General features: G+C 54.8%; 12 protein-coding genes and 1 other annotated feature. Of the genes, 11 read left to right on the forward strand and 1 reads right to left on the reverse strand.

All coding sequences use genetic code 11. The annotated features are described in order from the left end of the window. Positions 1-181: 181 nt before the first annotated feature. The 6 genes from VSQ30_RS03395 to VSQ30_RS03420 all read left to right on the forward strand — a co-directional run bounded on the left by VSQ30_RS03395 (position 182) and on the right by VSQ30_RS03420 (position 6,420). Positions 182-532: a hypothetical protein gene (locus tag VSQ30_RS03395; protein ID WP_334462016.1), complete on the forward strand. Its 351-nt coding sequence runs from the start codon at positions 182-184 to the stop codon at positions 530-532. A gap of 206 nt (positions 533-738) precedes the next feature. Further along, on the forward strand, positions 739-2,190 hold the full coding sequence (gene gltX, locus VSQ30_RS03400; RefSeq protein ID WP_334462018.1) for a glutamate--tRNA ligase: 1,452 nt from the start codon (positions 739-741) through the stop codon (positions 2,188-2,190). Positions 2,191-2,220: 30 nt separating this feature from the next. Next, positions 2,221-3,909 (forward strand): glutamine--tRNA ligase/YqeY domain fusion protein, encoded by a 1,689-nt coding sequence (locus tag VSQ30_RS03405; protein ID WP_350339942.1) that lies wholly within the window; start codon positions 2,221-2,223, stop codon positions 3,907-3,909. A 333-nt stretch (positions 3,910-4,242) separates the two neighbouring features. Next, the gene (locus tag VSQ30_RS03410; RefSeq protein ID WP_334462021.1) at positions 4,243-5,094 is read left to right on the forward strand and encodes a carbohydrate ABC transporter permease; all 852 of its coding nucleotides are present in this window, start codon (positions 4,243-4,245) and stop codon (positions 5,092-5,094) included. A gap of 12 nt (positions 5,095-5,106) precedes the next feature. Then, complete coding sequence (locus VSQ30_RS03415; RefSeq protein ID WP_334462023.1) at positions 5,107-5,979, forward strand: carbohydrate ABC transporter permease; 873 nt, start codon at positions 5,107-5,109, stop codon at positions 5,977-5,979. Positions 5,980-5,991: 12 nt separating this feature from the next. Further along, positions 5,992-6,420, forward strand: a complete 429-nt coding sequence (locus tag VSQ30_RS03420) for a hypothetical protein (protein WP_334462025.1) — start codon at positions 5,992-5,994, stop codon at positions 6,418-6,420. Between the two features lie 66 nt (positions 6,421-6,486). Here VSQ30_RS03420 and VSQ30_RS03425 read toward each other — a convergent pair whose 3' ends face one another. Further along, positions 6,487-7,080, reverse strand: a complete 594-nt coding sequence (locus tag VSQ30_RS03425; protein ID WP_334462027.1) for a hypothetical protein — start codon at positions 7,078-7,080, stop codon at positions 6,487-6,489. A 765-nt stretch (positions 7,081-7,845) separates the two neighbouring features. Continuing rightward, positions 7,846-8,048 (forward strand) — a binding site (T-box leader). 59 nt (positions 8,049-8,107) lie between these two features. Between VSQ30_RS03425 and VSQ30_RS03430 the strand changes: the two genes are divergently transcribed. From VSQ30_RS03430 to VSQ30_RS03450, 5 genes are all read left to right on the forward strand, one after another. After that, positions 8,108-9,292, forward strand: a complete 1,185-nt coding sequence (locus tag VSQ30_RS03430; RefSeq protein ID WP_334462029.1) for an aminotransferase-like domain-containing protein — start codon at positions 8,108-8,110, stop codon at positions 9,290-9,292. Between the two features lie 63 nt (positions 9,293-9,355). Further along, positions 9,356-10,363: a tryptophan--tRNA ligase gene (gene trpS / locus VSQ30_RS03435; protein ID WP_334462031.1), complete on the forward strand. Its 1,008-nt coding sequence runs from the start codon at positions 9,356-9,358 to the stop codon at positions 10,361-10,363. A 155-nt stretch (positions 10,364-10,518) separates the two neighbouring features. Next, positions 10,519-10,722 (forward strand): DUF1858 domain-containing protein, encoded by a 204-nt coding sequence (locus VSQ30_RS03440; protein WP_334462033.1) that lies wholly within the window; start codon positions 10,519-10,521, stop codon positions 10,720-10,722. 83 nt (positions 10,723-10,805) lie between these two features. Next, positions 10,806-11,495, forward strand: coding sequence for a class I SAM-dependent methyltransferase (locus tag VSQ30_RS03445; protein WP_334462035.1), 690 nt, complete (start codon positions 10,806-10,808; stop codon positions 11,493-11,495). 144 nt (positions 11,496-11,639) lie between these two features. Beyond that, on the forward strand, positions 11,640-12,410 hold the full coding sequence (locus tag VSQ30_RS03450) for a Nif3-like dinuclear metal center hexameric protein (protein WP_334462036.1): 771 nt from the start codon (positions 11,640-11,642) through the stop codon (positions 12,408-12,410). Positions 12,411-12,462 lie beyond the last annotated feature (52 nt).

The following is a 12,462-nucleotide window of genomic DNA, read 5'->3' on the forward strand; positions in this document are numbered from 1 at the left end:
GAATAGATATGAACAAAGTGTTAACAATGGTAAAAGGGGTTGAAAATATGAGGAAAACATGCTAAAATGTAACCAATTTGTAATGGTTGTCATTCTTTTGCAAATATAGGGGCCGCGGCTCCCAGGAGATACTACATATGCCGTATGGCCTGGATGAAACATGCTGAAAGGGGCGGTTTGTATGGGCGGAGGTTTTTTCAGGAATTTGCTGGCTTTTCTCGTTGCCTTGGTCTTAACGCTGGGGACGGTTATGGTGCTCAGCGCCGCCACCCAAAAGAAGGCTGACGCGGCGGATCGGTATTCCCAGCAGGTGCGCCAGGAGGAAACCCAGGTGGAGGAGCTTTCCGCGCCTGTCCAGTCCCGCCGGCCGGCCTCCTTTTTGGAAGCGGCAGGGGGCTTCCTGCTGATTATCGCTGTCTCCGGCGCAGGGGCCATGTTGCTTTTGCGGGTTGTCCGGAAGGGGCGCGCTTCCCACAAAGGGCAGGCTTACCGTCCTAAAAAGGACATGGCCCATATTGTGCGGCGGGTATAGCCTTACATATTCCTGTTTTTCAACAAGCCTTGGAAAGGCCGGCAGATGTGCCGGCCTTTTTTTGTGCAGGGAAAGGAAAAAAGCAAAAACGTGTTGCCAAAAAAGCATTTTTTTGCTATAATAAGAGGATAAGAAAAAGCGGGGCCTGCAGAGGCCGCCGCTATGGAATAGGCAAAACCGGTAGTTACATTGAGGAGAGAAGTGCAATGCAAACAGTAAGGACAAGATTTGCGCCCAGCCCCACAGGGTTTATGCATGTGGGAAACCTGCGCACAGCGCTGTACGCCTATCTGGTGGCGAAAAGCCAGGGCGGGAAATTTATATTGCGGATAGAGGATACGGATCAGGAGCGCCTGGTGGAAGGCGCGGTGGACGTGATTTATGAAACCCTCCGGAAAGTGGGTTTAAAGCACGACGAAGGCCCGGACGCGGGCGGGGCCTTCGGCCCCTATGTCCAAAGCGAAAGGCTGGGGATTTATAAGCCCTACGCGGAACAGCTTGTAAAGGAGGGCAAGGCTTATTACTGCTTCTGCACCAAGGAGCGGCTGGAGGGCCTGAAAGAGGAGAACGCTTTCGGCGGCTATGACCGCCACTGCCGGGACTTGCCCCCGGAGGAGGTGCAGCGCCTTTTAGACGCGGGCACGCCCTATGTCATCCGGCAGAAGGTGCCCCTCACAGGCACCACCACCTTCCAGGACGCTGTGTTTGGGGAAATCAGCATCGAAAACAAGGAGATTGAGGATCAGGTGCTTTTAAAGGCCGACGGCTTCCCCACCTACAATTTCGCAAACGTCATTGACGACCACCAGATGGGCATTACCCATGTGGTGCGGGGCTGCGAGTATCTCACCTCCACGCCTAAGTATAACCTGCTGTACGAGGCCCTGGGGTGGGAAATCCCGGCTTATATACACCTGCCCTTGATTATGGGCCGCAATGAGGACGGCTCTGTTTCAAAGCTTTCAAAGCGCCACGGCTCCACCAGCTTTGCCGGGCTTCTGGAGGAGGGGTATCTGGCCCCGGTTATCACAAACTTTATCGCCCTTTTAGGCTGGGCGCCTAAGGACAACCAGGAGGTTTTCTCTTTGGAGGAGCTTACGGACGCTTTCTCTGTGGAGGGCATCAGCAAATCCCCGGCGGTGTTTGACTATGACAAGCTCCAGTGGTTCAACGGGGAGTACATCAAGAAGATGGGGGAGGAGGAGTTCCTCCAGAACGCCATGCCATACTACCAGGAGGTTTTCGGGGAGGCGGAAAAGCCCTGGGGCGTGCTGCAAAGCATTTTGCAGGCCCGCATTGGAAGGTTCCAGGAGATTCCGGGGCTGCTGCACTTCTTCAAGGAGCTGCCTGACTATCCTGTGGACTTCTTCGTGAACAAGAAAAGCAAGACAACCCTGGAAAACAGCCCCCAGATGCTGGAGGCGGCGCTGGAGGCCCTGCGACAGCTCCCCGGGTGGGAGCTTGACACGATACACGAAGCGCTGATTTCCCTGGCCCAGAAGCTGGAGGTGAAAAACGGCACCCTGCTGTGGCCTGTGCGCATTGCGGCGGCAGGCACCCTGGTGACCCCCGGCGGGGCTATGGAAATCCTGGCCCTTTTAGGCCGGGAGGAGGCCCTCAGGCGGCTGGAAGCAGGGCTTTTAAAGCTGAGGGCATAGACGGACAAAAAACGGTAAAGAGGTATGGATATGAGCGAAACGAAAAATTTGGACGAGGTGGTTTCCACCAACTTCATTGACGATTTTGTGAAAGAGGACATGGCCCCTGGGGGGCGCACAGAGGGGATGCGGGTACACACCCGTTTTCCCCCGGAGCCTAACGGCTACCTGCACATCGGCCACGCCAAGGCCATCTATGTGGATTTCGGCACTGCCGACCGCTTTGGGGGCGTGTGCAACCTGCGCATGGACGACACCAATCCCACCAAGGAGGACGTGGAGTATGTGGAGGCCATTAAAGAGGACATCCACTGGCTGGGCTATGACTGGGGGGACAGGTTCTATTATGCCTCCGACTACTTTGAGGACATGTACAAAGGGGCGGAGGAGCTGATTGAAAAGGGCCTGGCCTATGTGTGCGAACTGACCCAGGAGGAAATGCGGGAGATGCGGGGGGATTTGACCACCCCGGCCAGAAGCCCTTACAGGGACAGGCCCAAGGAGGAAAGCCTTGACCTTTTCCGGCGGATGCGGGCAGGGGAGTTTGAGGACGGGAAGATGACCCTGCGGGCCAGGATTGACCTTGCTTCCGGCAACTTCAACATGCGGGATCCGGTGATTTACCGCATTAACCACAAGGCCCACCACCGCACCGGGGACAAGTGGTGCATTTATCCCATGTATGACTATGCCCATCCCTTTGAGGACGCCATGGAGTGCATCACCCACTCTTTGTGCTCTTTGGAGTTTGAGGATCACCGGCCCTTTTATGACTGGGTGGTGGAGAATGTCACTTTGCCCAGTAAGCCCCGGCAGATTGAGTTCGCCCGCTTAGGCATTAACAACACGGTTATGAGCAAGCGGAAGCTGCGGGCGCTGGTGGAGGGAAACTATGTGGACGGCTGGGACGACCCCCGGATGCCCACCCTCTGCGGCCTGCGCCGCCGGGGCTACACCCCCCGGGCTATCCGGAATTTCAGCGAGCGCAACGGGGTTTCCAAGGTGAACTCTACAGTGGAGTATGCCTTCCTGGAGCACTGCCTGCGGGAGGATCTGAACCAGCATGCCCGGCGGGTGATGGGGGTGCTGCACCCGGTGAAGCTGGTACTCACAAACTACCCCGAGGGCAAAACTGAAATGCTTACAGTGGAAAACAACCCCAACTGCCCGGAGGACGGCACCCGGGAGGTGTCCTTCTCCCGCACGCTGTGGATTGAGGCGGAGGATTTCCTTACAGAGCCTGTGCCCAAGTATAAGCGGCTGTATCCCGGCGGGCCGGAGTGCCGACTGAAGGGGGCCTACCTGGTAAAATGCGTGGGCTATGAGACGGACAATGAGGGGAACGTGACGGAGATCCACGGGGAATTTGACCCGGACAGCCGGGGAGGCGATCCGGCGGACGGGCGGAAGGTGAAAGGGGCCACCCTTCACTGGGTGGACGCGGAAACAGCCCTGACAGCCCAGGTGCGGCTTTACGACAACCTGTTCTCTGTGGAAAGCCCGGAGGAGGGGGACTTCCTGGATTATCTCAGCGAAACCTCCCTGGAGGTGCTGGAGGGCTGCAAGCTGGAGCAGGGCCTGCGGGACGCAAAGCCCGGGGAAAGCTTCCAGTTTATGCGCCAGGGGTATTTCTGCGTGGACTCTAAGGACGCAAAGCCCGGGGCGCCGGTATTCAACCGCTCTGTGAAGCTGAAAGACAGCTTTAAGCCCGGCAAATAAAGCGATTGCAGCCCCCTGCGGGAGATGGTTCCCGCAGGGGGCTTTTTGCGGGTTTGGAGGAGCGCTTTGACAAATGCTGATATAGTTTTAGGGTCAAAACATTCCCAAAGGGAATGTTTGCCCTTTTTTCAAAAAGGGCTTGTGGGGGTGGAGGGGGCAAAGCCCCTTCCCCGCCGGAGGCATCCCTGTGAAATATTCTGGTTGACTTGCGGTGGCAGCATGTGGTATCATAGAGAAAAGCAGGCAAAATCTGCGAAAAAACCTAACATCAAAAAGGGTTTTTAGAAACTTTGCCACAGGCGCGCTGGCGCGCGGAGAAGGGTGGTCGGGCCTGTGAAAAAAACAAAAGCCTATTGGCTGTTTTTGCTGCCAAGCCTTTTGGGGGTGCTGCTGTTTTACGCCATCCCCTTTGGGTTTTCGCTGTATTACGCGCTGATTGACAACATGGGTTCCCAGAGCTTTGTGGGACTGCAAAACTTCTCGGACACCCTGGCAAACTCTTTGTTCCAGTCTGCGGCCCTGAACACTGCCATTTTCATCGGGCTTTCTGTGCCTTTGGGCATGGCTTTGTCCCTGTTTTTGTCTTTGTGCCTGCAGGGCATGAAAAAGGGGAGGGCGCCTGCCACTATGCTGCTGCTCCTGCCTTTGGTGGTGCCCTCTGGCACGATCGTCTACTTCTGGAAGGTGCTGTTTGACGCAAACGGCCTTGTGCAGAAATTCCTTTTGCAGATGGGCTTTAGCCATGAGGCGGTGTCCCAGAACGGCTGGGCCATGGGGGTGCTGGTGGCGGTGTTTTTATGGAAGAACGTGAGCTACAACATTGTGCTTTTCTGGTCGGGGCTGAACTGGATCCCTAAGACCTATTACGAGCAGATGGCCCTGGAGGGGGCGGGGAAGTGGAAGCAGTTCACCAACGTGACCTGGATTTACCTTTCGCCCACCACCTTTGTGGTGCTGCTGATGAGCATTGTCAACAGCTTTAAGGTGTTTAAAGAGGTGTATATGCTCTACGGGGCCTACCCCAGCCCGGACATTTATATGCTCCAGCACTATATGAACAACCAGTTCCTGTCCCTGAACATGCAGAAGCTGTCAAGCGCGGCCTACATCCTGTTTTTGGTCATCGGCATTGTGCTCCTTGTGGTGTTCTACGCCCAGAAGCGCGTCACCGACGCCTACCAGTAAGGGGGAATATACATGCAGAAAAGACGCATACTCCCGAATATTATTATCGGTATTGCGGCGGTTGTGGCGGTGTTCCCCATTGTGTTCATTTTCGCCAACTCCTTTATGGGCGGGGCGGAGATTGTCAGCCGGTATTCGGCAGAGGTGATGGAGTCTAATGCAGGGGATTTTACTTCCCACGGCATCCACTTTGTGCGGTTTGGCCTGCTGCCGGAAAGCTTCACCCTGGAGCAGTATCAGCAGCTTTTGCTGGAAAGCCCGGGGTATCTGCGGATGTTCTGGAACTCGGTTTTGCTGGTGCTGCCGGTGCTTTTGGGCCAGTGTGTGCTGGCTCCCCTGGCTGCATATGGGCTGGAAAATATACAATGGAAATACAAAGAAGCCATTTTCTTTATGTATATCATTGTCATGCTCATGCCCACCCAGATTCTGCTGGTGCCAAACTTCATTGTGGCAGGGTGGCTGAACATCCGGGAGTCTTACTTGGCCATACTTTTGCCCGCGCTGTTCCATCCGCTGGGGGTGTTCCTCATTCGCCAGCAGCTCAAGAACTTCCCCAAGGAGTGCATGGAGGCCGCGGCCCTGGACGGGGCGGGGGCCTGGCGCACGTATTGGTATGTGGTGCGGCCCAACCTCAGCTCAGTGGTGGCGGCGCTGGTGGTGCTGCTGTTTGCGGACAACTGGAACATTGTGGATCAGGCGGTAGTTTTCATTAAGAATACCTATGACAACCCGCTGTCTGTGTATCTGGGCAACGTGGTGACAGGGGATCCGGGCATGTTCTTCGCGGTGTCGGTGTTCTATCTGATTCCGGCGCTGCTGGTGTTCCTTTTGGGGCAGGATTATCTCACCGAGGGCATCGCGCTGTCCAGCGTGAAATCGTGAGGAGGCGGGGACATGAAAAGCAAAGGCAGGCATCATGTGGGGCCAATGAAAAAAGAGCAGAGGATAAAAACCTCCCGGGTTGTGTATCTGTGCATTGCGGCGGTATATTTCCTGGTGGTGGTGGGCGCCACAGCCTACAGCCTCACAGCCTATCAGGAGCAGCTTCCCCAGGTGGAGCTGATAAAGCCGGACAGGGGGCGGCTGCCCCCGGAGTGCCTTACAGACGGGCCTGATGGGAAAATCATGAACACAGTGGAGCGCCAGGACGGCCCCTGGGGCCAGCGGTATATTATCAAGCAGTTCACTGTTTATGCGTACCAGGAGCTGCCGGACGGGAATCTGTTCGTGTATGAGGCGGTGAGCAACGAAAACCCGGTGGTGCGCAGCACCACGGCGGATTTCTTGTGGGACGGCATGGAGGTATCCATCTCCCTGGAATGAAAAAAAGCGCCCCAGGTGGAGCGCTTTTCTTTTGCCGTGCTTTCTTCTTAACAGTCGCAAGGGCCTCTAAAAAGCTTTTTTACTTGTAACCTGATTCAACGCGCTTTGAATCTCTTCAGCTAGATCAACCTTGCCACTAAATCGTAGACTGCTATTCAGCAGTTCAAAAATTTTTGATAAATTATTCGCCCAGCCAATGGAACTCATAGAAAAATAGTCTGTCCACTTATCCAGTTTCGCATCGAAATTTACACCTCCATCTACAAGTCCAGCATCGCAGAGACGCAGAAAGCGCATTTTGCTGTCACCCAAGGACAAGGCGTCCATCATCTGATCCTCTGTAATAATACCCATCTCACGCATAGTATCTACAGCATCTATACGTTGGAAAAGAGATAGTTCACCTTGAAAGTGCTGTCGCAAATACTTCAAATTATCTTCCGTGGCACCTTTTGAATCAGGCAAATTTCGTGGCGGTTGCTCCGCTTTCCATGTGCGATAATCATCCAAAAGCTGCTTGCCGGGGTCTTCTGCGTTCGTTGTATCATAGGTAGATGAATTTTTTATTTGATCAAAAGAAGTAACTGGACAATCTCCTCTTTGATTGGATGTGTAAAAACTCCACATTCTTTCTGAAATGGAAAGTCCGCTAATAGGCATTTTGGCACCTCCTCTGTTATCAATCCTGTCTGAAACAAAAATTTTTACGAACAGATTATCCTTTCTTTAAAATTTATCTCTCCCCCCCTTTTTTTATCCATAAGCTGGAGGTAAAGCAACATGTTTTACCCAAGCCCATGTAGAATTTATAGAAAGAGTATCCGCCATGCAGACCCATGGGTTCAACTGCAGCCTACCTGTAGGAAAAAATTGAGATGCAAACTCAAATCTACCCGCTTCTAAATATAACACTAGTAGAACTATAATGTCAAGGTATTTTTGGATTTTTGCTTATATTTTTCAAGACATTCAAAAACCAATTTATATGGGGTACAATAGCGCCTGTCTGTGTTGATGGGAATTTTCCACTACAATGATACGTCCTCTTCCGCATCTGCCACTGCTTATACGTATAATTCAAAAGCACAATTCGTTAGCAAAAATACCTGCGTCAGCGGTTCCTCCGCCATAGGAAACGCAACCATGAAGCGTGGTACCGCTAATACTTATAAATCCGTTGCTCTTGCCTGCGGCAAAAACGGAAACCTTTCCTGCGCGCATATCGCTCTTTACAACAAGATATTGAAAAGCCGCTAACCCCAAAAGAACAGGGAGACGAGAAAGGGTTTTTCATGGCTCCGGTCTGTCGGAAAGGTCCGCCAGATGGCAGACTGTACTTTGCGATTACACAGATTTGGGGACGCTCCCAAAGCGTTCCCTGCCCTTGACTTTTCCTGGGGGATGCCATATAATGAGATGGATATAGGAAAACCGTTGACCGGGAGGAGTACCAGCCGCTATCCTTTTTAAGAGAGCCGCCCAGGGTGGGAAGGCGGCAGGGGAAGGCTGGGAATGGCCCCGGGAGGGCTGGCAGGAAATGGCCGGACGCGCCCCGCGTTATGGGGAAGAGTTGGGCAGGCGGCAGCCTGTCAATTTGGGTGGTACCGCAGGCAGAGCCTGTCCCATGCGTGGGGCGGGCTTTTATTTTTTTGTGGGCGGGGTTTTCCCGCCGGAAAGGAGCAAACATATGGAATATCAGTTTTCTGACCGGGTGAAGGCGCTGAAGCCCTCTGCCATCCGGGAGATTTTAAAAAACTCCTCCGCCCCGGGGATTATCCCCCTTTCCGCCGGGAACCCGGCGCCGGACGCCTTCCCCTATGAAGCCATCCGGAAGGTTTCGGCACAGCTTTTGGAGGATACCCCTATTGAGGCTTTGCAGTATGGCGTGACAGAGGGGTATGCCCCTCTGCGGGAGCACCTGCTGGGGTATATGAAGAAAAAGCACCAGGTGGGCACAGAGAACGATGATATCCTCATTACCAGCGGCGCCCAGCAGGTGATGGATCTGCTGACGAAAACCCTTTTAAACGAGGGGGATACGGTGCTGTGCGAGGCCCCCAGCTTTATCGGCTCTTTGAACACCTTCCGATCCTACCGGGCAAAGCTTGTGGGCATTCCCATGGAGGAGGACGGCATGGACATGGCCTGCCTGGAAAAGGCTTTGGAGACAGAGAAAAATGTGAAATATCTGTATACCATTCCCAATTTCCAGAACCCCTCAGGCATTACCATGAGTTTTGAGAAGCGCAAAAAAGTGTATGAGCTGTGCCAAAAGCATGGGGTGATGATTCTGGAGGACAACCCTTATGGGGATCTGCGCTTTGCAGGGGAGGACGTGCCTTCCATTAAGAGCCTTGACACAGAGGGCATTGTGATGTATGCCGGCTCTTTCTCCAAGGTGGTTTCCCCGGGGATGCGGGTGGGTTATGCCATCGGCCCCAGGGCGGTGCTCCAGAAAATGGTGGTGTGCAAGCAGGGGGAGGACGTACATTCCAACATGTGGGCGCAGATTGTGTGCCACCGCTTTATGACAGGCTTTGACTATGAGGCCCACCTGCAAAACCTGCGGGACATTTACAGCCGGAAAAGCGCTGTGCTGCTTTCCGCCATGGAGGAGCATTTCAGGCCCCTTATCACCTGGAGCCATTTTGAGGGCGGGCTTTTTGCCTGGTGTACCCTGCCGGAGGGCACTGATATGCTGGGGTTCGTGAAGCGGGCCATGGAGCGCAAGGCCTGCGTGGTGCCGGGCACAGCGTTCCTCACAGACGAAACAGAGCCTTGCCGCTCTTTCCGCATCAATTTCTCTACGCCTACAGATGAGCAGCTACGGGAAGGCGTGAAGATACTGGGCGAAACCGCCAAGGCAATGTAGCGGCTTTCACTGCCTGCGCGAAAGCACGCTTAGCTAAATATTCGGGAAAGAGGTTGAAACAATATGGAAAGCAATGAGAAAAAACGCATTTTAAGCATGTACCAGTGTACAGGCACCTTTACCCTGGGGAATTACCTGGGGGCTTTCAAAAACGCGCTCCGGTTCCAGGAAGAAGGTTACCAGTGCGCCTATGCCCTAGCGGACCTCCATGCCATCACCGTGCGGCAGGAGCCGGCACAGCTTCGCAAGTACACACAGGACGCCTATGCCTTCCTGCTTGCCATGGGCATTGATTTAAGCAAGACGCTCTTTTTTATCCAGAGCCATGTGCCCCAGCACGCCCAGCTTGCCTGGATTTTGAACTGCTACACCCAGTTCGGGGAGCTTTCCCGCATGACCCAGTTTAAGGATAAATCGGCTAAACACGCGGACAACATCAACGCCGGGCTTTTCACGTATCCCTGCCTGATGGCGGCGGACATCCTTTTATATCAGGCGGACTTTGTGCCTGTAGGGGCGGATCAGAAACAGCATGTGGAGATTGCCCGGGACATTGCGGAGCGCTTCAACGGCATTTACAGCCCCACCTTCACAGTGCCAGAGCCGATTATCCCCCAGCATGGGGCCAGGGTTATGTCTTTGCAGGATCCCACCAGGAAAATGTCCAAGTCTGACGGGAACAACAACGGCTGCATCAGCGTGCTGGATGATCCGGATACCATTATGCGCAAGTTCAAACGGGCCATTACAGACAGCGAGGCCTGCGTGCGCTATTCTGACGACAAGCCCGGGGTGAAGAACCTGATGGAAATTTATTCCTGCATTACAGGCAAGAGCATGGAGGAAATTGAAGGGGAGTTTGCGGGCAAGGGCTATGGCGACTTTAAGCCCGCTGTGGCGGAAGCCGTTATCGGGGAGCTGCGGCCCATTCAGGAGCGCTTTAAGGAAATTTTGCAGGACAAGGACTATTTGCAGCGGTGCTGCCGGGAGAATGCGGAAAAGGCCGGGTCCATTGCCCAGCGGACAGTGTCCAAGGCTATGAAAAAAATCGGCTTTCTGCCCATGAAGTAGGTTCTAAGCTGGAAAAGGCAGAAAAACTGCTTTTCACACAAAATTCATGGTTTCAGGTATTGCGCGCCGGGGCCGGGGGTATTATAATATAGGTACTGAAATTTGCAATTGACTGCTTTGCGGCGGGTTTCCCGCTGTGAGAAAGGATGAAAAAAATGGCTGCTGTTACAAAGGACATGATTATCGGGGAAATTCTGGATATGGACGAAACAACCGCCCCTTATTTTCTGGAGATGGGCATGCACTGCCTTGGCTGCCCCTCTGCCCGGGGGGAGACGCTGGAGCAGGCCTGCGGGGTACACGGGGTGAACCCGGACGAGCTGGTGGAGAAACTCAACCGGCACCTGAGTGGGAAATAGTCTGATACGGCTTGCGCAGACTGCCGCCCGGCGTTTCGGCCAGGCGGCAGTTTGTCTTTTTGCCCAGTGAAAGGAGGGCGTTTATGGCAAGGCCCCTGTTTCAGCTTGGACCCAGGCTCAGCCTTTGCGCGTCTTTGGTGCGGGAGGGGGCTGCGGTGGCGGATATCGGCACAGATCATGGCTATCTGCCCATATGGCTTTTGAAAACCGGGCGGTGCCCCCGGGCCATCGCCGCGGACATTAATGCCAGTCCCCTGGAGGCTGCCAGGCGGAACGCCGCCCGGTATGGGGCAAAAATGCGGCTTCTGCTTTCAGACGGGCTGCAGGGCCTGGGGCCTGGAGACGCGGAGGACATCGTGATTGCGGGCATGGGCGGGGAGCTGATTCTGCGCATGGCAGGGGAAACTTCCTGGCTGCGAAATCCAGGGAAGCGGCTGGTTTTGCAGCCCATGAGCTGCGGGCCACAGCTTCGGGCAGGCTTGTGGGGCTTGGGCTTTTCCATTTTGGAGGAGCGGGCCTGTCTGGACAGCGGCAAGGTGTATGCCGCCTTTTCCGCGGCGTTTACCGGGGAGAACGGCCCTATGCCCCTTCTATACCCCTACATGGGCAGGCTGGAGCCGGGAAGCCCGGCGGTGCGGCTATATGCGGAAAAGCAGGCGCGGATTTTGGAGAACCAGCGGAAGGGCGCGGCCCATCTAGGGGAAACGGCCCGGGCAAAGGCGCTGGGGGACGCGATGGAGACCCTGCGGGAAGCTTATCTGGGGGAGGCATAGCGGATGGCAAAAAGGAACATATTGTCTTTGGCCAGACAAGGAAATAAAGAAAAGCGCGGCCTTTCCCTGGTCAAACCGGCAGGGAGGGAAAGAGCTTCCACGCTTGGCGCGCGGGAAAAACAGAAAGGGAAACAGGAGAAGCCTATGGTACGGATTTGTGATATATACAACGTGATAGACCAGGCTGCGCCCTTTGAGAGCGCCTTAAGCTTTGACAACAGCGGCCTGCTGGTGGGGGATCCGGCGGCAGAGGTGGCGCGGGCCTTGATTGCTTTGGACATCACCCCGGCAGTGGTGGAGGAAGCGGCCTCCATAAACGCGGGGCTGATTATCAGCCACCACCCGGTTATCTTCACGCCTTTAAAAAGCCTTAACAGCCGCGCGGCGCCTTATCTGCTGGCCCAGAAGGGCATTGGGGCGCTGTGCTGCCACACAAACCTGGACATCTCCCCGGTGTGCGGGGTGAACGTGGCCCTGGCAAACAGGCTGGGGCTGAAAGCTATCCGGCAGGAGGATGTTTTCGGGGAGGACTGCATCCTGTTTTCCGGCGAGGCAGAGGGATCGCCTTCGCCTTTGGAATTTGCCCGGCTGGTGCGGGAGCGGCTGGGCGCAGGTGCGGTGAACCTGATTCCTGGAGAGAGGGCTGTGAAAAAAGTGTTCCTCTGCAGCGGGGCTGGAGGGGGCTTTGTCCAGTTTGCCGCCTGCCGGGGGGCGGACGCCTACATTACCGGGGAAATGAAGCACCACGAAATGCTGGAAGCAGCTTCCACAGGCCTGACCTGCATTGCGGCGGGGCATTATGAGACGGAAGCGGTTTTTGCTGAATTTTTAGCCGCTTATTTGAAAAAGCGGCTGCCTGGGGCAGCGTTTCTGGTGTCGAAAACAAGGCCTGTGCACCAGTGTGTGACAGGGTGAAGGTTTTTTGAGGATTCTTAAGGGACTTTTTTCCTCAAAAAAAGTCCCTTAA

Origin of the sequence: Acutalibacter sp. JLR.KK004 (assembly GCF_036941085.1) — a bacterium.
GTDB lineage: Bacteria > Bacillota > Clostridia > Oscillospirales > Acutalibacteraceae > Acutalibacter.

Coding starts and splice junctions, on each gene's coding strand:
- VSQ30_RS03395 (WP_334462016.1), top strand. CDS start 182: ATGGGCGGAGGTTTTTTCAGGAATTTGCTGGCTTTTCTCGTTGCCTTG.
- gltX (WP_334462018.1), top strand. CDS start 739: ATGCAAACAGTAAGGACAAGATTTGCGCCCAGCCCCACAGGGTTTATG.
- VSQ30_RS03405 (WP_350339942.1), top strand. CDS start 2,221: ATGAGCGAAACGAAAAATTTGGACGAGGTGGTTTCCACCAACTTCATT.
- VSQ30_RS03415 (WP_334462023.1), top strand. CDS start 5,107: ATGCAGAAAAGACGCATACTCCCGAATATTATTATCGGTATTGCGGCG.
- VSQ30_RS03420 (WP_334462025.1), top strand. CDS start 5,992: ATGAAAAGCAAAGGCAGGCATCATGTGGGGCCAATGAAAAAAGAGCAG.
- VSQ30_RS03425 (WP_334462027.1), bottom strand. CDS start 7,080: ATGCCTATTAGCGGACTTTCCATTTCAGAAAGAATGTGGAGTTTTTAC.
- VSQ30_RS03430 (WP_334462029.1), top strand. CDS start 8,108: ATGGAATATCAGTTTTCTGACCGGGTGAAGGCGCTGAAGCCCTCTGCC.
- trpS (WP_334462031.1), top strand. CDS start 9,356: ATGGAAAGCAATGAGAAAAAACGCATTTTAAGCATGTACCAGTGTACA.
- VSQ30_RS03440 (WP_334462033.1), top strand. CDS start 10,519: ATGGCTGCTGTTACAAAGGACATGATTATCGGGGAAATTCTGGATATG.
- VSQ30_RS03445 (WP_334462035.1), top strand. CDS start 10,806: ATGGCAAGGCCCCTGTTTCAGCTTGGACCCAGGCTCAGCCTTTGCGCG.
- VSQ30_RS03450 (WP_334462036.1), top strand. CDS start 11,640: ATGGTACGGATTTGTGATATATACAACGTGATAGACCAGGCTGCGCCC.